The following is a 19,325-nucleotide window of genomic DNA, read 5'->3' on the forward strand; positions in this document are numbered from 1 at the left end:
GATCCTGGATCGCCGAAGCATCAGCAGACTTGCTGAACTCCAAAGCCGGGCCAGGGGTCAACGGGGTATCCGTACCAGCCGGCGGCGGCGTCACCGCGGGACCGGTGGGCGGAGTGCCCGTGGTGGTCGCAACGTTCGCGACATGACCTGCATCAATATCAGCCTGGGTAATGGCATACGTTGCCGTAGCCGTCACGCTCTGGCCCGGAAGCAACTCGCCCGGAGTACCCGGCCAGGTGTACGTCAAAGCCGACAACCCAGCCAGCGGATCCGTGATGGACACGTTGGTCAGCTTGACGTTGCCCGTGTTGGTGGACGTGAACGTGTAGGTGATCTGGTCACCCACAACAGACGGATCCTGGATTGCCGAAGCATCAGCAGACTTGGTCAGCTCCAGAGCCGGACCAGCCGTCAATGGAGTGTCCGTGCCAGCCGGCGGCGGCGTCACGGCAGGACCGGTGGGCGGAGTGCCCGTGGTGGTCGCAACGTTGGCAACATGACCGGCGTCGATGTCAGCCTGCGTGATGGCGTACGTTGCCGTAGCCGTCACCGACTGGCCCGGAAGCAACTCGCCCGGAGTACCCGGCCACGTGTAAACCAGCGGTGAAAGACCGGCCAGCGGGTCATCAATAACCACACCGGTGAGCTTCACGTTGCCAGTGTTGGTGGACGTGAACGTGTAGGTGATCTGGTCACCCACAACAGACGGGTTCTGGATGTCCGAGGCATCAGCAGACTTGCTGAACTCCATGGCCGGAGCCGTGGTCAACGGAGTATCCGTGGTTCCCGGAGGAGGCGTAACCGGCGGACCAACAGGCGGGGTGCCAGTGGTGGTTGCCGCGTTGGCAACATGTCCGGCATCAATGTCAGCCTGGGTGATGGCGTACGTTGCCGTAGCCGTCACGGTCTGGCCCGGGAGCAGTTCCCCGGGAGTGCCCGGCCAGGTGTAAACCAAAGCCGAGAGGCCAACCAGGGGGTCGTTGATGGACACGTTGGTCAGCGGGACGTTGCCCGTGTTCTTGGACGTGAACGTGTAGGTGATCTGGTCACCCACAACAGACGGGTCCTGGATGGCGGATGCGTCAGCGGACTTGCTGAACTGCATGGCCGGAGTGGACGTCAGCGGAGTATCAGTGGTTCCCGGAGGAGGCGTAACCGGCGGACCAACAGGCGGGGTGCCAGTGGTGGTTGCCGAGTTGGCGACGTGACCGGCCGTGATATCAGCCTGGGTGATGGCGTACGTTGCCGTAGCCGTCACGGTCTGGCCCGGAAGCAGCTCGCCCGGAGTACCGGGCCAGGTGTAGGTCAGGGCCGAAAGGCCAGCCAACGGATCCGTGATGGACACGTTGGTCAGCGGAACGTTGCCGGTGTTCGTGGAAGTGAACGTGTAGGTGATCTGGTCACCCACAACCGACGGGTCCTGGATGGCCGAAGCATCCGCGGACTTGCTGAACTCCATGGCCGGAGCCGGAGTCAGCGGGGTGTCCGTACCAGCCGGCGGCGGCGTCACCGCGGGACCGGTGGGCGGAGTACCAGTGGTGGTGGCCGTGTTGGCTACGTGACCGGCGTTGATGTCAGCCTGGGTGATGGCGTACGTTGCCGTAGCTGTGACCGTCTGGCCGGGCAGGAGGGTTCCTGCAGCGCCGGGCCAGGTGTAGGTCAAAGCAGACAGGCCAGCCAACGGGTCGTTGATGGACACGTTGGTCAGGGATACATTGCCCGTGTTCGTGGAAGTGAACGTGTAGGTGATCTGGTCACCCACAACAGACGGATCCTGGATATCCGAGGCATCAGCAGACTTGCTGAACTCCATGGCCGGAGCCGGAGTCAGCGGAGTATCGGTACCTGCAGGCGGCGGGGTGACAGGAGGACCTGTCGGAGGATTACCCGTGGTGGTGGCAAGGTTAGCCACATGTCCTGCATCGATGTCAGCCTGGGTGATGGCATAGGTGGCCATGGCCGTGACGGTTTCACCGGGCAGCAAAGTGCCCGGAGTTCCCGGCCAGGTGTATGTCAGCGCAGACAAACCGGCCAGGGGGTCGTTGATGGTGACACCCGTCAGCGGCACGTTGCCCGTGTTGGTGGACGTGAACGTGTAGGTGATCTGGTCACCCACAACAGAGGGATCCTGGATGTCTGAAGCGTCAGCGGACTTGGTGAATTCCAACTCCGGGGCCGGGACGGCCGTGTTGGTGAGAACACAGCTGATATCGGCGCCGGCAACCGGCACCAACGAGTACGCAGAATCTACTACAGCTCCGTTGGGGAGACCTGTCTGGAGGCCGTTGGCATCAACACAGGTGATCACCTTGCTGTAGCCGGAGAGGTTGGTTCCCGACTCCGTCAGGTAATAGGTTGCACCCGCGTCGGCGACGTATTCGCCAGTGGTGCCCGTACCCGCAGTGACAGTGGAGCCCGCACCCGTGGTGGTGGCATTGGCAGTGTTGCTCACAACAGGTCCCGTAGCCGAGCCGGTCCGGATCTCAGTGGTGAACTGATCCGAATCCATCAGGCGGGTTGCATCGAGCGCCTTGCTCAGTTCAAGGCGCGGAGCCTTGACTACCAAGGTGGCATCTGCCGGCGGGTTCAGGTTGGTGTAGATGTTGGCTGGGCCGTTGACATAAGTGCCTTCAGCCGCTGCCGTGACGTCCACCGTAATGGTGCACGAAGTCATTCCCAAGGCGAGGTCGCCGCCGGTTACCGAGAAGGCATTGCTGCCGGCAACAGCGGTGGTTACCAGGGGATTGGTTCCCGCAGCCTGCACACAGGTACCACCGATATTGGGGGTACCGGCAATCACTACGCCGGCGGGGAGGGTGTCCGTGATGAACCAGTCGTTCTTGGCCATCAGGTCATCCGTGTTGGTCACGGTCAGTGTGACCTTGGAGATTCCATTCGGTCCAATGAGGGACGGAGTGAAGGACTTATCCACCTGGGGGGTGACGTCCACGATCTGCGGAAGGTCAAAAGCGACGTCGTTACCGGAACCGCTGGTGGCTTCATTCCTCAGTTCAAGACCAAGGGAAGGAGATGTTCCCATGGGAATCTGGTAGGCAGCAGACTGGAGCTTCGTGATCTCCGTAATGGCGCCGTTGGTGGTGTTGGTTCCACAAGGATCCAGCCCGGTGCTGAGGACCTGGCGCGTGCCGTTGATCAGGAGGCTGAAGGTCTCCTTGGCGTGGGTCGAGTGGCAGTTCACCTGTGCGAAGTAGGCCGATACTGCGTAGTAGTGGCCCTCAATCGCAGGAATAGTGTTGTCTTCAGTCCGGAATTGGACTCCGGGCGTGATGCGCCCGGTGGGGCTGTTCGTGTATTCGGACAGCACTTGGTTGGTGGAGGATTGCGCGGCCGTCTGGCCTTGCGCCAATCCAAGGGCGGCAGCCATCTGCCGGATTTGGTTCCAACCATCAGGCTGGTTGTTGGTGCACCCGGCGTCAGAGGTTGGCAACGGCGTGGAGGAATTCAGTATCCAGCCATCGCACTGTCCGCCGGCCGGAGTGTAGGGGGTGTCAGCGAAGTATGTTTCGTTGGCAGCTTCAGCGCCGCCGGTGTAGTTGAGGATGCTGATGGCACCGCTGGTGGCATCTTCGTTGGAGAAATCCTCGGTGTAGACAGGTGTTCCTGGTTGGGCAATTCCCGGCGACCCCGGGACTGTCGCCAGGGCCGGTGGCGCTAAGGCGCCACCCACCCCCAGCGACATGATGGCTGTGGCGACTACTGCCGCCAACAGCTTCTGTGGACGTGTGTGTTTCACTGACTCTCTCGCTTCTGGTTGTCACGCCCGAAACCGACCCTAAAAATCGAATCGGCGTCGAGCTAGGCTACTCGCCAGTACTCCAGTGGACGGACACGGGTCTTCGTGACGCGAAAAAGGGAGAGAATCCAAAAAAGTTGAAAAGACCCCGTGGGGGGACGCCGGGGAAAGGGCACCCTAGGGGTCAGAAGGGGCGACGGCAGCACACAACGCAGGGCCGCCCTGGAGCGGCCCTGCGTTTGGGTAACTTACGGCTGAGGCTTTGCCTAGCTGAAGGTGTTGGTGAAGTTCTTGGTGATGACGCCCTGCCCGGCGAACCGGTAGTCCAGCGTTCCGGTTGCGGTGGAAGCAGGCATGGCTACTCCCAGAACGAACGCAAGGTCATCGCCGGCCAGGGACGCGGTGCTGCAGCGGATGTTGCGGTCTCCCGACGAGACCGCGGCGCAGGTCCACCCTGCGGGTGCGACAGTTTTTCCAGCCAGGAATGTTGCCTGGTCCGGCAAGGTGAAGTCCACTTGGCCGGTGGTCGGTGTGCCCTGTCCCTGAAGCGAGAACTGCACTTTCACGTCCCGCTCGACCGGGTTCGCTCCTGGAGCTGCCATGAACGTGGCATCAACCGTTTGGGTGGCAGCTGCCACCGGAAGCACTCCAGCGGGCGCCGGAGTAGACGTCACCGTACCGGAATCCACCACCACGGCCCTCCGCGGCAGTGCGGCGGCTGGGGGAATCACGACGGCGGGAGGTTGCGGGAGCGCTGCCACCGGGCTATCGGTCGCGGGGGGCGCCTGCGAGGGCGCCACCGCGGGAAGTTCCTGCACCGCGGGCAATGTCTCGACCGGTGTTGGTGTGGGCACCGACGTTTCCCGGGCCGGAGGCGGATTGGAGATGGCCTCTGACGTTGCAGTGGACTGCGAAGCAGGGCTTGGCTGAAGGAACCACATGAGGGTTCCAGCCAAAGCCATGACGCCCACTATCAGGGCGGCCGACAACTTCCATGCGTTGCTGACGCCCCGGATTCCTTGGCCGGCAATATCTCCGGGCGCTGGGCTGCTCCCGGAAGCCCCGCTGCTAGCGCCTGCCCCGGCGCCGCCTGTCCCGGTCCCGCTGGCCGCAGTCCCGCCTGCAGCAGTCCCGCCTGCCGCAGCGCCCCCGAAGCCGATCGCCGCTGCACCCGCAGGAGTGAAGGAGATTCCTGTCAACAAGGGGAACAGGATGGCGCGCATGCCGCCCTGAATGTCATTGAGCTCAATCAACAAGGCCATGCAGGTGGCGCAACCATCCAGATGGGCAGTGACCTTCTCCTTGGACGTACGCTTCAACGCATTGCGGGCGTACTTTCCCAACTGGCTGGCATATTCGCCGCAGGCTTGTTCCACCGTCCCGCTGATGTGCTGTTGGAGGTAGGCCTGGCGCAGGCCTTCCCTTGCCCTGAGCGCCAAGGCCGAAACACCGTTGGGCGTCAGGCCAACAAAGGGAGCGGCCGCTGCCGGCTTCAAGCCTTCGATATCCAGATGCCACAGCACGGCCTGCCAGCGCTCGGGCAGGGACTTGAATGCCTTCGCCATCATGCTCGACTCAAGATCACTGACTACTTGATCGTTGTCCATGACCGGAGCATCGAGGATGGCGTCATCGTCCGCCATGGGAATCCGGCGCGCTTTGCGGTTTCGATCGTGGGCGGTTCGCCGCACCACGGTCAGGAGGTAGGAGCGGAAGAACTCCTTGGGTCCCTTGCCTTCGGTCAGCAGTTGAAAGATCGTGGCGAAGGATTCAGCAACGACGTCGTCTGCGTCGCTCGGGTTATCTGTCTGGGAGCGGGCCACGAACTGGGCCACTCTGACGTGCCGCTGGTAGAGCACGTCAAAGGCGTCCGTGACACCTTCCCGCACCAAGGCGATGATCTGCGGATCGCTGCCACCGGCCGTCGCCGAAAGTGGTGACGCTCCATCGGCACTGACCGCAACTACTTGATCCATAAACAATAGTGTGACACCAGAAACCGCGTGACTTGAATCGCTCGTCGGGGCCCTGTAGAGAACTCTGACTTTCGCATCACGTTTTGGACCTTGGCCGCACTAATAAACATGACCCCCCTGAACCCTGGTGCGAATCGAGGAATTATGGACATCCGCCGCCCCCGCCCCTTCCTGAAACTGATGCGTGCTGTCCACAGGGACGGATCCCAACAACCAGGCGGCATCGTCCGTGGATTGCCACCTCACAGATCTGCTCCACTCGCCCGTAAGAAGAACGCAGGGCGTGCCACTTTGACCTACGCTGCGGACCGGCCGGTTGCCATCCCGGGCGATACCGTCATCTTTACGGCATGGATCACCAACGGCTCTGCAAGCCACTTGAGGAACGTGACGCTGGTGCCGCGATCCTTCACCAATGAGGGCATGGAAGTGCTGTGCTACACCTCGGAGCCCTGTGAATGCGACCTCCGGATACCCTTGCTGGCACCCGGCCAATCCGTGATGCGGAGTTTTTCGTATCTGGTCACGGATGCAGACCACATCCACGGCGGCAGCCTGGTCAGCGCCATGCAAGTCCACGCCACTTGCCGCGGCCAGGTTGTGTTCGATGAGAATGACGCAATCGTCTCGCTCAGCGGTGCGCGGAAGGACTGGCCCTTCCCGATGGACGGGGCGGGACAGCCACGAAGGCGGAGGTGGAGGAACGCAGAGCAGCCGGTCCCGGCCTAGGGCTCTATTCGTTGTCCGGGTCGCCTACCGGCTGTCCGGCAGGCCAATCAACATCCTGCTCGTACCCTTCGTGCTTCTTGAGGTACGCGGCGATGTACGGGCAATGCGGGATGATGCGCTTGCCGGATGCCACCACATCATCAAGGGCAAAATGCGCCAGGACTTTCGCCAATCCCTGGCCGTTGAACCCGGGCTTCGTTTCAGTGTGGATGAAGTCGATGTGACCGGGCCGGTCAAGGAATTGGGAAATCACGGCCAACTCGCCGTCTACATGCAGCTCATAGCGGTGGAATTTGTCGTTGCGCACCGTAGTGACGCCAGGACGGAACGATTCTGCCAGTGAATCCGTGTACTCGGTCATGGTTCGAGATTGGCACTTAAACCGGGCTCTGGCAACGTGGACACCTTAGCGCCCGGTGACGCGGGGACCTTCGCTAGGGACGGTGGCGGTAACACGGGAGTAGGAACCCTGCCCAGCAACAGGACTGAAAGGGCAAAGCACGCCGCTCCCCCACCCAGCAAGGTAAGTGTCAGGCCGTTGAACGCCGCGTCCGCAACCGGGATCAAGACGACGACGGCGGCCGTCACCACAGCGGTACGCGAGGGACCCCGCGCGTGGCTGGCCGCCGTCGGACGGTTCTCCAGACGGCCAAAAAGCCACACCACCGGCACGAGCACCGCGACCACTGCAAGGAAGACAGGGATCCGGGCCCACCACCACTCCCCTGTTCCGGCCTGGGGCTTGGGCACGTCGGTGAGCAGCAACAACCCTGACATGCCCACCAGCAGAGGAAGATGCCACAGATAAACCGTCATGGACCTGCGGCCGGCTACCGCGATGACTGAACGGACCCACCGGACTTCCGCGAGCCAGGTGATGCCATTGCGGAGCAGGTGAAGCGTCGCTGCCTGGGATATGCCCAACAGGAGCATGCAAAGGTTGGGTGGGTTGATATTGACCACCATGTTCCCCGGATAGACAGCCACGCCCGTCACGAGTCCGAGCAACAGATTGCTGGAGACCCCGGCGCCCAGCAGCCAGGCGCGGCTGCGTTGTTCGAAAAGGCCGTCAGCCATCAAAAAACCCAACTGCTGGACTGCGCACCATACGAAGAGCATGTTTGCGAAAGCCAGCACGGGAAGGGCGCCGCGCAGGGAGTCGACGGTGATGACCAGGACCACCAAAGCGGCGAAGGCCGGCAGCGGTGCACGATCATGCAGCCGGGCCAGGACCGGAATACTGAGTTGAGCCGTGAGATAGGCGGCCAGGAACCACAGCGGCATGGCGGCACCGGCGGTCATCAGTTGGATGACCTGGGGATGAACTCCCAGCAGAAGTGCCACCCACAGGCCTCCCCACATGATGGCGAGCAATGCCATGGCAGGGCGGACCAGGCGCAGGAGGCGGAGTTGGGCGAAGTCGAACCCGGTACCGCCGCGGGCCTTCAGGCGCCGCCATGATTGCAGGCCGGTCACACCACCCAGCACAAAGAAGAGCGGCACGATCATGAGGGCCCAGGCCACAGGGGTGAACCAGCTTTGGTCCATGAGCACGTTTTGGGTGGCCACCGTCCCGTCCTTTTGCAGAACCGGGTTGACCATCATGCAATGGGCAGCCACCACAAGGAGCAGGCACGTGAAGCGGACAAGATCGATCGCCCGATCCCTCTGCGCAACCAAGTCCCGAGGTGCGCGAGGGTGCGCTTGCGGTTCCCGCTCCATGGCTCTCCCTTGGAACCCACGCACCTGCGTGTTGACTCCATTGTCCGCCCGGCGGAGTGGCAGGAACAGCAGGCGGCCCTTCCCGGCCGGCGCGTCATCCACAACCGGCAATGGGGGTCTGGACGAGGCTGGCAAACACCGGCAGGATCTAAGCCATGACTACCTCTATTTTCGTGAACCTCCCTGTCAGCGACCTCGAGGCCTCCAAGGCGTTCTACACGGCCCTTGGCTACTCCATCAATCCGAACTTCAGCGATGAAACCGCCGCTTGCGTGGTGTTCAGCGACACCATTTTCACCATGCTCCTGACCCACGCCAAGTTTGCTGAGTACACCAAGCAGCCCATCGCGGACACCCAAAACTCGACGGCGGCAATAGTCGCCATTTCTGCCGATAGCCGTGAAGACGTGGATGCCCTGGCCACCAAGGCCCTTGCTGCCGGAGGTTCTGAAACCTACGACCCCATGGATATGGGGTTCATGTACGGCCGTGCCTTCCGTGACTTGGACGGACACCACTGGGAAGTTGTTTGGATGGACCCCGCCGCCGCCCAGGACGGACCGCCGGAGTCCTAGCTGAGGCTGAGTCCTAGCTGAGAGCCAGTGCCAACACGCCAAGCACGACGGCGAGCAGCGGCGTGGTTCCCTGAAGGGTAGCGGCGCGGAGGTACTTTTTGCCGCTGGCTGCGAGGACCAAAGCCGCCAGAAGCATGGATCCACAGCTGCTGAAGATCAGGGTCCAACCCACCTGCGGGGCACCCATTGCCACGGCAATGATGCCGATCAGGGCGCCGATGGCCAGGAACAGGTTGTAGAAGCCCTGGTTGTAAGCGAGCGGCTTGGTGGTTTCAGCATCGGCTTGGGACGTGATGCTGAACGTCTTCCACGTTTTGGGCTTGGTCCAGGTGATGGACTCCATGGTGAAGATGTAGACGTGGAGCAGGGCGGCAATCGTCGCAAAAATCAGGGAGGCCAGGATCATGTTTTGATCCTAGCCTCCCTGTGATGCCGTGCCGGGCGCCGCGCTGCCCGTCAGGAGCTGAGCAGCTCCAACGTGGCGCCCGCAAAAGTCGCCGCAGAGACGTTCCACCGGGCCAGCAGGCCTTGCAGGTTCTCGCCATCGGCCCGGTGGGCCGTGGTGTGCGATTCCAAGGTGGCCAGGATCCCGGTGCGCAGTTCAGTGTTGAAGTTCACTTTGCCAACGTTCATGGAAGCTGCCTTGGAGAGCTCATCGGCCGGGATTCCCGAGGCACCATGCAGCACCAACGGGACTGCGGTCTGCGCGGCGACGTCCTGCAGGACATCCCAGCGGATGTTGGGCTCGCCCGTGTACTTTCCATGCACGTTGCCCACAGCCACAGCCAGGAGTTGGGCACCCGTCCGCTCCACGAAGTCCGCCACCTGCGCGGGGTCAGTGAGTCCCGCAACGGAAGCACCGGCGTCGAGCGCTGAATCAGCGGCGCTGAAGGCCTTGTCCTCATCGCCGGCAAGGCCGCCGAGTTCCGCTTCAATCACGACGTCGGCAGCACCTGCCGCGTCCAGGGCGGCGCGGACCTCGCAGACCAGGGCGATGTTGTCCTCGTAAGGCAGGGACGAGCCATCGGCCAGCACGGCGTCCGCACCGGCAGCCACGGATTCGAGAATGACCGTGAGCTCCGAGGCGTGGTCCAACTGGACCGAGACCGGGACGCTGGCGTCGTCGGCCAAGCCGCGCAGCGCCGTAATGAGGCGCAGCCCGTTGGCTGTGCCGGCGGTCTTCGGGGCCACCAGCAGGATCACTCCCAGGCGGGCTTCCTCGGCGGCCGAAACAACAGCCAACGCGGTAGTGAAGTCGTAGCAAGTGAAGGCGGGAACAGCGGAGCCGTTAGCCAAGGCAGAGCCAACCAGGTGATCGAGTCTGGTGCGCATTAGTGGGCCAGGCCTCCCACCAGGATCCAGGCGACGTACGTCAGCACAAAGCCGGCCAGGCCCAGGATGGTGGTGAGGACGGTCCAGGTCTTGAGGCCGTCGGACACGGTGAGTCCGTAGTAACGGATCACGGTCCAGAAGCCGGCGTCGGTGACGTGGGACAGGCCCAGCGAACCAAAGCCGATGGCGATCACAATGACGGCGATCTGGGCCGGCGTGTAGCCACCCTCCATGACAGCGGAAGTGAGCAGACCGGTGGTGGTCACAATCGCCACGGTGGCCGAACCCTGCGCGGCGCGCAGTGCCAGCGAGATGATGAAGCCGAGCACGATCACCGGCAGGCCCAGGCTGTCCAGCGTGTGGGACAGGGCCGCACCGATCCCCGAAGTGCGGAGGACTTCACCGAACACGCCACCGGCAGCAACCACCATGAGGATGGAAGCGATGGGAGGCAGCGCACCTTCGAAGATCTCGCCGGTTTCCTTGAGCGACCAGTTGCGGCGTACGGCCAGCAGGAAGAAGGAGAGCGCCACTGCTACGAGGAGCGCGAAGAACGGGTTACCGATGAACGCGGCCACGCCGTACCAGTAGTTGTCCTTCGGAATGGTCAGCGTGCCAACGGTGCCAAGGAGGATCTGGGCGATGGGTGCTGCAATCAGGAACATGATCAGGCCGGGACGCGGAGGGGCGATTGCCCGGGCGCCCGGACCGTCGTGGCCAACGTGGACCAAGGACTCGGAGCCGAACTCTTCAACCTGCTGCTTGACGCCGGGGAGGAGCTCGTAGTCCTTGCGGTTCATGATGCTGGCGACCCAGTAGGACAGGAAGCCGAGGGGGATGCAGATGATGAGCGAGATCATGGTGATGAGCCCGATGTCCGCGCCGAACACCCCTGCGCCTGCCACGATGCCCGGGTGCGGCGGGACAGCTACGTGAATGGAGAGCATGATGCCGGCCATGGGCAGGCCGAACTTGATGGGGTGGACGTTGGCGATCTTGGCGAAAGCGTACACGATCGGAACGAGGACGATCACGCCCACTTCGAAGAACACGGGGATCGCCACGAGGAAGCCGACGGCGGTCAGCGCGACGGCAACACGCTTGGCGCCGAGCTTTTCAGTGAAGTGGGTGGCCAGTGACTGCACGCCACCGGAGACCTCGATCATGCGGCCGAGGATGGCGCCAAGGGCGATCAGCAAGGCAACCTTGCCCATGGTGCTGCCCACACCTGTGGTCACTACGGTGAAGATGTCCTTGAGCGGAATCTGCGCGGCAATGCCCACCAGGATGCTGACGGCCAGCAAGGCTACGAAAGCCTGGATCTTGAAGCGGATGATCAGCACCAGCAGCAGGGCAATGCCGGCGGCTGCGATGGTCAGCAGAAGCGGCGTTCCCAGCTCCACTGCGGGTTTGATGGGCGGGGCATCGGCCGCCCGGACCATCAAGGAGTTGATGAGGGGATTCATTGGGGGTGTCTCCTTTGACATACCAGTCTAAAGAAGACCGGCGGGAGGTGGCGGCGACGGCGAAGGGGGGATCGCCGTCGTCGCACGTTCTGGTGGGGTGTTTAGGCGGTGCGCTTTGCGGGCGCAACAACCTTGATGACTGCAGAGTCGTCGGCAGCGGCGAGGCCCTGGGCCTGGCCGAGAAGATAGAGCTGTTCGGCAGCGGCGGCAACGGGTGCGGCCAGCCCGGCGGCGCGGGTCGCCTTGCCCACGATGCCCATGTCCTTGACGAAAATATCGAGGCGGCTGAGGACTTCGGCGCCGTCTTCGGAGTAAGCCTCGAGGATGCGGGGGCCGCGGTTGGAGAGCATGAACGAACCGGCGGCCCCGGCTTCGAGGGCCGCAAGGGTCTTCGCCTGGTCCAGGCCAAGGGCATCAGCGAGGGCCATGGCCTCTGCTGCGGCGGCAATGTGGACGCCGCACAGGAGCTGGTTGACGGTTTTGAGTGCTTGGCCGTCGCCGGGCTTGTCGCCGACGATGCTCAGGGTGGAGGCCAGCAGTTCCAAGGCAGGGCGCGCCTTTTCGAGTGCCTCGGGCTCTGCACCCACGACGATCAGCAGGTCGCCTTCGCCAGCACGCTTGGGACCACCGGAAAGCGGCGCATCCACCAGGGCCACACCGTATGCTGCAAGCTTTTCCACCGTAGCCGGGATTGCTTCGGTGCCCACGGTGCTGCCAAGGATGACGACGGCGCCCGGCTTCAGTACCGAGGCCACGCCGTTCTCGCCGAAGAGGACATCGTTGAGCTGTTCGCCATTGCGGACGGCCAGGAGCAGGGCGTCGGCGTCCTGGGAGGCTTCGCGGGCGGAGGCGAACGTCTTGATGCCGGCGGCTGCTGCCAGTTCCAACCTGGGCTCGGCGATGTCGAAGCCGTGGACGGTCAGCTCGGAGGCGAGGCGGGTTGCCATGGGCAGGCCCATGGCGCCGAGGCCCAGGACGGTGATGGTGTAGTTGCTGCTGGTCATGGTGTTCTCCATTGAATTTTCTGCGGCTGGGGTTCTAGAAAGTGGCGCTGAGCTTGCGGGTGACGTCAGTCAGTGATTGGTCATCGCCCACGTTGCCCGCGAACACGATGTACGGGATGCCCTTGGCCGGACCGTCCACCGGCTCCCAGAGCGAGACGATGCCCGGGAGCATGGGGCCGCGGACAATCGCGTGGCGGATTTCCAGGCCGTGAGCAGCGACATCCGAGGATGTGATGCCGCCCTTGGCGATGACGAACCGCGGCGGAAAGGTCTTCAGCGTCCGGTTCACCACAGCGACGACGGCGGCCGAGACGGTGCGGGCGATCTTCAGGCTCGCTGCGGGATCGTCGGTTTTGATGAGCAGACGGCTGGTGTGGACGATCACATCGCCCTTGCGGAGGGCGTCGACGACGTCGGACACGACGGTTTGGACGTAGGCATCGGCTTCTGCTTCACCCGCGGTTTCGGTTCCGGCAATGAGCTTCTGGACGTCGATCTCGATGGTGCGCGCGGAGCTGTGCTCGGCGGTCAGTGAGTTGAGCTGGCGGGTGGTGACACCCACATGGGAGCCCACCACGATCAGGCCCCCGGCTGTGGAGGGATTGTTGCCCGCGTAGGCTTCCTCCGAGGTCAGGGCTGCGCGGATTTCCTGGCCGATCCGGCCCCTCACGAAAGGCGGGCCTACGCGGTAGAGGAGTTTCTTGCCGCGGCGTTCGGCTTCTTCGAGGCCCAGGGCGAGTGCGCGGAAGTCGTTCTCGGTGACGATGTCGGCCACGATCGGAGTGGAGTTGGTGGCGGGTTCCAGGGCATCGGCAATGGCCTTTGCGGAGATGGTGGGGTCCTGCGCGGAGGCCCCGGCCCGAATGGTGTTCAGGTCCAGGACGATGACGTCGCCGGCGGGGAATCGGCCGTGCGACTTCTCCTCCACATACTTGGCCATCTCTGAGTTGGCGAAGCCGAAGCTCGCGTCCTTGGCGAATTCCGTCTCGGCAACCGGGGTGAGGGTGCCTGCATCTTCGCCCGTCCCACGCATGTAGTGGATGCCACCGATGGTGACGCGGCCGGCGTCGGGAAATGCTGGAACGATCACCACGCCGTCAGTGGCTTCACCGGTTTCCGCCGCCACGGTGGCGGCGATGACGTCCGGTTCCAGGGGGTAGTGGCCACGAAGCGTGGAGTCGCTGCGGCTGACGAATCCCAGGCTCAACCGAGGACCATCACCGTTGCCGGCAGCTGCGGCGAGGGCGTTGCGGACGATTTCCTCGTTCCGGGCTGCAGCTTCAGCGGCGTCAAGGCTGCGGGTGTTGGTAAGGACGTAGACCGCAGGCTTGGTTTGGTTCTCGCGGATGTGGGTGAAGGCCCAAGTGAAGTCCTTGACCTCCCAGCGGGTGAGGACAGCGAGGTCCGCAACGGACTGCGTTCCCGTGGGGTCGTCGTCGAGGACTACCAGGATCTTGGGTGCTTTCGCAGACGACGCCGCAACGGCGTCGGCGACCAGCTGAGCGGGAATCTGGACTTCCGCCGGGAAGGCGGCCAAAACGTCTGCTTCAAGGGTCACTGTGCACTCCATCGTGGGAAATCTCTGTAGCGGTTTGGTGAATGTAAGATGTCAGACATCTAACATTTGAATTAGTGTGACACACGGCTCTTCACCACGCAAGGTACTGCGCGTCACTAGGCTGGAGCCATGGCTGACAGTGCTGTTCCGCTCCCGTTCGTGAAAGTCCTCACACCGGCCATTCCCGCAGGTCAGCGGATTCCCGCAGTACTGGTCCACGGATGGGCCTCCGGTTCCGTGTATTGGGAACCGCTCGCGAAGAAACTGCTCGACGCCGGCCGCGAAGTTTGGATTCCGGACCTCCCCGGCTACCACCCGGGTGAGATCCTGCCTCCGGAATTTGAATGGACCCTCGGTTCAGCGGCGGCCTCGCTGGCTTCGGCAATTGAGCTCCCCGACAGCGGTCCCGTGCACTTGGTGGGGCACTCGATGGGCGGCAGTGTCTCGTTGACCCTCGCGGCAGCCCGCCCCGACCTGGTGGCCTCGCTGACCCTGGTGGGCATGGCACCGGTGCCGCAGAATCAGGGATTCAAAGAGGTGCTCAAGTCCCAGCTGGACCAGGGATTCTTCGACGCCGAGACCATAGCGAAGCTCATGAACGCTTGGTACGGAGAGCTCTCCGAGGCAGACATGGACCGGCTCAGCGCAGGCTTCGATGTGCCCTTCCCCGTTCTGTCCGCCAGCGCCTTGGCGGCCATGACCGGCGTCGAGCCTTCAGTCCCCGGGCGCGTCCACGCGCCACTGCTGGTGATCGCCGGAACTGAGGATCAGGTCCGGCCCGTCGAACAGATGCGCGCCTTCGTGGCCCAAAGCCCGGCACGGCAGCTGAGAGCCATCACCGGCGCGGGGCACAACGTCCACTGGGAACGACCCCGGGAATGCGCAGAGGCACTGACCGGGTTTTGGGAAACAAGCCGGCCACTGCCAGCGTAAGATGTCTGACAACCGCCCGTCCCAAGGGAAATCCGCGGGGAGCCGGACGGTCTGAAGTACAGGAAATGGGGATACATGGCACGCAAGTCGCTGGTAGGCGTCGTGGCCGATGAACTGCTGGACCGGATTATCGCAGGCGAGTTTCCGCCCGGCACAGTGGTCCCCGGCGAGCTGGAGCTCAGCGCCAAGCACGAGGTCAGCCGCATGACAGTGCGCGAGGCCATGAAAACCCTCGAAGCGCAGCGGATCCTCAGCGTTGAACGCGGCCGCGGAACCTTCGTCAACCCCCTCAATCAGTGGGCCTCGCTGGAAGCCGTACTGCGTGCGGCATCTGAGGGAACCAAAGACGCGGCCGCCGCGATCCAGCTCATTGAGCTCCGCCGCATGCTCGAAACCGGCGCGTGCGAGCTCGCCGCAGAGCGCATTTCCGATGACGAACTCGCAACCCTGACCGAACACGTCAACAAAATGCAGGCCGCCCACGACGTCAACGACCTCGCAGCTTTCGTGGAAGCAGACCTGGCCTTCCACGACGTCATTCTTCACGCCTCCGGCAACGTCTTTGTTGCCGTACTCTTTGAACCGCTGCACCGGGTCCTCGAGGCACGCCGCACGGAGACCTCGGCTTTCCCGGAGATCCAGGAACACGCGATCGGACACCACCGGAAGATCGCCACGGCCCTGGAATCCCGCAATCCCAACGAAGCCCGGCTTGCCATGGACGCCCACATGCAGCAGACGCTGGATGACCTGAAGACGTACGTGCTGGAGGCGTAGCTGGCACCGGCGTCTTAATTGTTGGACTCGGGCGATTTAAATCCTGCACAGGCAGGGTCTAAGAAAATCATTGATTTCCAGGGAAAAATGGGACCATGCTCTTAATTGCTGGAAACCTCTCTGGAAAATTCTCCCCGTGAACCCACTCGATTTTCCCGAGTTCCCCTTTAGCTCTCCACTGGCGAAAGCCATTATCGACCTTGAACGGGTTCGCGCAGATTTAGGTGAAGGAACCACCGCTCCCGAGGTCTTCACGCAGTTGCGAACACTCTTTCAACTGCTGTCGAGCATTATGAGCGCACGCATCGAAGGCAATCGCACGTCAATTGTGGATGCTGTTGCGGGCGTTCAGCTCGCGGACCGAGCCGACATCAAGCGGGACGACGGTGTTCAAGAGATCATTCAGCTCCAAGAAGCAACGGCTTTCGTCGACTCCGCGGTCGGCCGGGGGACGATACTGACGCACGGGTTTGTCCGGGAGCTGCACCGCATCTCCGTCGCCGGTTTGGAACGGGAAGGGGACCGCACACCTGGTGCCTACAGGCTCGCCGATATCACCATCAGCGGCTCATCGCACCGGCCGCCCTCGCCAGGGAGTGTGCACGGAGACATGACGGCACTCCTCGACTTCATCAATGCGGACGTAGATCAAAACTACGAGCTCCTCAAGATTGCGCTCGCCCACCATCGGTTCGTCTGGATTCATCCTTTCGGCAATGGCAACGGCAATGGTCGTGTCGGGAGACTCATGACTTACGCCGCCATGCGGCGGCAAGGGTTCTCCGATACCGCCGGATACCGGGCGCTGAACCCAACGGCCGTATTTGGGGAGAACCGTGCCCTCTACTACGAACGACTCGAAGACGCCGACTCCCTCGAACCCGAGTCCCTGATTCGCTGGTCGACGTATGTCCTCGAAGGACTGCTGACAGACCTCAGGAGGCTGGCGAAACTCGGTGACAAGGACTTCGTTACGGAAGGTCTGCTGGTTCCCGCAATTGCAAGAGGCCTCGCCTCTTCGCGCTTCACGGGGGACGAAGCCCTGGCCTTGACCATCATCGCGCGCAAGGTTGACGTAAAGGCCGCAGACCTTAGTTCAGCATTCACAGGCTCAGCTGCGACACGAAGTCAAGCCATTCGAAAGCTCCTGGACCGCGGCGTCATTGAACCGATCGCCGAGGGGAAGAGATCCTACCGGCTTCGGCTGGCCCCGAGTGAACTAACGCCACTTCTGGTTCGGGAATTGGATCAATGGGGATTCCTGCCCCGCATTCTGCGCGATTAAGAATAGTCTCGGCCCCCTACTCAGCGGCGCAGGCTCTCGCTGGGCAGCTCGCCGAAGGCCTTCACATAGAGCGCAGAGAAGCGCCCTTGGTGTGTAAACCCGCACAACTCCGCAACCGCCGTCACGCTTTGCTCGCGGGGACTGGCCTCCAGCAGCATCTCCCGGGCCCGGTCCAGGCGGATACTGCGGAGCATGTCCGACGGCGTCGCGCCCGTTTCCGCCCGCAGCGCAGTTTGGAGCGTGCGGACCGAAACGCCCAGGCACTCAGCTATGTCCGGGACCGTCAGTTCTTCAAAAGCGTGCTTTTCCAACAGTTCACGGCATTCCCGGACCAGTCGACTCTCGGAATCCACGTCCCGGCTCTCTCCGCCGGGCTGTTCCATAGCCATCAGCAAACGCGAGATCATGCTGTCCGCCAACAATCCCTGTACAAAGGCGGGAGCCGCAGACTGCGGCTGGCTGATCATGTCGTCATGAAGTTCGACGACGGCCCTCAAGAATGCGCGTCCAGCGGTACCTGAAAGGTCCATGCCGTAGCCCAGTCCACCCGGCGCCGTGCCGTTGAGCTGCCAGGCAACCCGCTCCAGCGCTGCGCGCCTGACATACACAATCAGGTGCGGACTGCCGCTGTCCCAGCTCATGGAGAAGGGCCTGTCCAGCGGAGGAACTGTGGCCATGGCCGGATTTGAGTCCACGGTGCTGGCACCCACTTGCATGGACGCATGCCCGGCCAGCGGGATCTGCACCAGGTGGAAGTCCTGGAGCCCCTCCGGCTCAATCCGAACGTCCGCGCCGTAGTCAAGGAACTCGATTCCCACGTCGCCGCGGTGAAGGGAGCGCAGCTTCATGTCCACGGATGCTTGGCGGGTCCTCGGGGCCAGCTCGTGGCTGCAGAACAGCTCAGCAATTTTGGCGTGCGCTTGGTCTACGTCGGTGGTGGCCATGGTTGGCCGCCCCCGCAATACGTCACGAGGAAGAATCCTCACCATCCACCACCTACTTCACCGGCTTCCCCACTACACAGGGTCTTTTTCGTTTTTCGGATGATCCCCGCGTCGAGCGGATATTCCGGAGTCCAGCCACTCTCTAGAGTCGCTTTCAGGACCAGTATGACGCAGCTCACAGACCTGCAACAGTTACGGGAGCGAGGTGAGGACAAGTGAAGAACATCAAGCTGGTGCATGACCGGCGGGACGAATGGGATCAGGGTCACTTCGAACTCTGGGCGGCGGAACTTCGGGCCAGGGAAACCCGCCTCACTTCCGCGGCCTGGGTCGGCTGGCACGAAGAAGAGGAGGACCCTGCGTAATTCGGATAATCCCCGCACCAAATGGATATTCCGAAAGACCGCGGCTCCATAGAGTCACTTGCAGGACAACTATGACGCACGTCATATTTCCGTAACATCATCGTCGCAGGAAAGGGTTTGGCACATGTCAGCACTCAAGGGCAGGACAGCGATAGTTACCGGCGGGGCCACCAAGGTGGGCCAGGGCGTGGTCACCGCCTTGCGGGACGCTGGAGCTGTGGTGGTGGTTGCGGATATAGACCCCGACGGCGCCTCCCTCGCCGCCGGGTTGGGCGAAGGAGTCCACTACTCCCACACAGATATCACCGATGATGCGGCCGTGGACCGGCTGGTGAGCGGGACCGCGGCCCGGTACGGCAGCCTGGACATCCTGGTCAATCTGGCCTGCACTTACAAGGACGACGGCGGAGCATCAGGCCGGGCAGACTGGCTCGAAGCACTCAACGTCAACCTCGTCAGCGCGGTAGTGGCAAGCAACGCAGCCCGTCCCTACCTCAAGGCATCCGGACACGGGGCCATCATCAACTTCACCTCGATCTCCAGCTCAGTGGCCCAAACCGGTCGCTGGCTCTACCCGGCCAGCAAAGCAGCCTTGGTTCAGGTCACCCGCAGCATGGCCGTGGACTTCGCACCGGACGGCATTCGGGTCAACTCGGTCAGCCCCGGTTGGGTGTGGAGCAACATCATGGATTCCCTCAGCAACGGGAACCTCGAAAAGACGGATGCCGTGGCAGCCCCGTTCCATGCACTCAAGCGCGTTGGCCGCCCGCACGAAGTGGGCGACGTCGTCGCGTTCCTCGCCGGCGACCAAGCCAGTTTCGTGACCGGCGCGGATTGGGCCGTCGACGGCGGTTACTCCGCTTTGGGACCGGAACGCGCCGAAGAAACCATCCCCCTGCTTGCCG

16 protein-coding genes and 1 pseudogene are annotated in these 19,325 nt (G+C 62.9%); 7 read left to right on the forward strand and 10 right to left on the reverse strand.

Translation table 11 applies throughout. From position 1 onward, the window contains the following. Together HP499_RS07405 and HP499_RS07410 are read right to left on the reverse strand one after the other, a co-directional pair. A pseudogene (locus HP499_RS07405) lies at positions 1-3,754 on the reverse strand (DUF11 domain-containing protein); the annotation flags it as partial. 266 nt (positions 3,755-4,020) lie between these two features. Further along, entirely contained in the window at positions 4,021-5,730 is a 1,710-nt protein-coding gene (locus HP499_RS07410; RefSeq protein ID WP_172323372.1) for a sigma-70 family RNA polymerase sigma factor, read from the reverse strand. A gap of 144 nt (positions 5,731-5,874) precedes the next feature. On the opposite strand from HP499_RS07410, the gene HP499_RS07415 reads away from it, so the two are divergent. Continuing rightward, complete coding sequence (locus HP499_RS07415) at positions 5,875-6,459, forward strand: hypothetical protein (protein ID WP_172323374.1); 585 nt, start codon at positions 5,875-5,877, stop codon at positions 6,457-6,459. Positions 6,460-6,463: 4 nt separating this feature from the next. Here the strand turns inward: HP499_RS07415 and HP499_RS07420 are convergent, their stop codons facing one another. Continuing rightward, the gene (locus HP499_RS07420) at positions 6,464-6,820 is read right to left on the reverse strand and encodes a GNAT family N-acetyltransferase (RefSeq protein WP_172323376.1); all 357 of its coding nucleotides are present in this window, start codon (positions 6,818-6,820) and stop codon (positions 6,464-6,466) included. Next, positions 6,817-8,181 (reverse strand): acyltransferase, encoded by a 1,365-nt coding sequence (locus HP499_RS07425; protein ID WP_172323378.1) that lies wholly within the window; start codon positions 8,179-8,181, stop codon positions 6,817-6,819. The genes HP499_RS07420 and HP499_RS07425 overlap by 4 nt, the downstream gene beginning before the upstream one ends. Before the next feature lie 155 nt (positions 8,182-8,336). On the opposite strand from HP499_RS07425, the gene HP499_RS07430 reads away from it, so the two are divergent. Beyond that, a complete protein-coding gene (locus HP499_RS07430) occupies positions 8,337-8,756 on the forward strand; it encodes a VOC family protein (protein WP_172323380.1) in 420 nt (139 codons plus the stop codon). 13 nt (positions 8,757-8,769) lie between these two features. Here HP499_RS07430 and HP499_RS07435 read toward each other — a convergent pair whose 3' ends face one another. From HP499_RS07435 to HP499_RS07455, 5 genes are all read right to left on the reverse strand, one after another. After that, positions 8,770-9,162 (reverse strand): DUF1304 domain-containing protein, encoded by a 393-nt coding sequence (locus tag HP499_RS07435; RefSeq protein WP_172323382.1) that lies wholly within the window; start codon positions 9,160-9,162, stop codon positions 8,770-8,772. A 50-nt stretch (positions 9,163-9,212) separates the two neighbouring features. Beyond that, positions 9,213-10,088, reverse strand: coding sequence for a class II fructose-bisphosphate aldolase (locus HP499_RS07440; RefSeq protein ID WP_172323384.1), 876 nt, complete (start codon positions 10,086-10,088; stop codon positions 9,213-9,215). Further along, positions 10,088-11,554 (reverse strand): GntP family transporter, encoded by a 1,467-nt coding sequence (locus HP499_RS07445; protein WP_172323386.1) that lies wholly within the window; start codon positions 11,552-11,554, stop codon positions 10,088-10,090. The genes HP499_RS07440 and HP499_RS07445 overlap by 1 nt, the downstream gene beginning before the upstream one ends. Positions 11,555-11,655: 101 nt before the next feature. Beyond that, positions 11,656-12,558: an NAD(P)-dependent oxidoreductase gene (locus HP499_RS07450; RefSeq protein WP_172323388.1), complete on the reverse strand. Its 903-nt coding sequence runs from the start codon at positions 12,556-12,558 to the stop codon at positions 11,656-11,658. A gap of 34 nt (positions 12,559-12,592) precedes the next feature. Beyond that, complete coding sequence (locus tag HP499_RS07455; protein ID WP_172323390.1) at positions 12,593-14,116, reverse strand: four-carbon acid sugar kinase family protein; 1,524 nt, start codon at positions 14,114-14,116, stop codon at positions 12,593-12,595. Positions 14,117-14,245: 129 nt separating this feature from the next. On the opposite strand from HP499_RS07455, the gene HP499_RS07460 reads away from it, so the two are divergent. The 3 genes from HP499_RS07460 to HP499_RS07470 all read left to right on the forward strand — a co-directional run bounded on the left by HP499_RS07460 (position 14,246) and on the right by HP499_RS07470 (position 17,111). Further along, positions 14,246-15,049: an alpha/beta fold hydrolase gene (locus HP499_RS07460; RefSeq protein WP_172323392.1), complete on the forward strand. Its 804-nt coding sequence runs from the start codon at positions 14,246-14,248 to the stop codon at positions 15,047-15,049. Positions 15,050-15,124: 75 nt separating this feature from the next. Continuing rightward, a complete protein-coding gene (locus HP499_RS07465) occupies positions 15,125-15,826 on the forward strand; it encodes a FadR/GntR family transcriptional regulator (protein WP_172323394.1) in 702 nt (233 codons plus the stop codon). Between the two features lie 136 nt (positions 15,827-15,962). Then, the gene (locus HP499_RS07470) at positions 15,963-17,111 is read left to right on the forward strand and encodes a Fic family protein (RefSeq protein WP_172323396.1); all 1,149 of its coding nucleotides are present in this window, start codon (positions 15,963-15,965) and stop codon (positions 17,109-17,111) included. Between the two features lie 20 nt (positions 17,112-17,131). Here the strand turns inward: HP499_RS07470 and HP499_RS07475 are convergent, their stop codons facing one another. After that, on the reverse strand, positions 17,132-18,055 hold the full coding sequence (locus HP499_RS07475) for an AraC family transcriptional regulator (RefSeq protein ID WP_253951452.1): 924 nt from the start codon (positions 18,053-18,055) through the stop codon (positions 17,132-17,134). Between the two features lie 215 nt (positions 18,056-18,270). Here HP499_RS07475 and HP499_RS07480 point away from each other — a divergent pair, with 215 nt between their 5' ends. Both HP499_RS07480 and HP499_RS07485 read left to right on the forward strand, forming a co-directional pair. After that, a complete protein-coding gene (locus HP499_RS07480) occupies positions 18,271-18,420 on the forward strand; it encodes a hypothetical protein (RefSeq protein ID WP_172323400.1) in 150 nt (49 codons plus the stop codon). A gap of 124 nt (positions 18,421-18,544) precedes the next feature. Then, positions 18,545-19,325: SDR family oxidoreductase (locus HP499_RS07485; protein WP_172323402.1), on the forward strand; the 781-nt coding region annotated here is incomplete at its 3' end.

Origin of the sequence: Paenarthrobacter sp. CM16 (assembly GCF_013179505.1) — a bacterium.
Classification (GTDB): Bacteria; Actinomycetota; Actinomycetes; order Actinomycetales; family Micrococcaceae; genus Arthrobacter.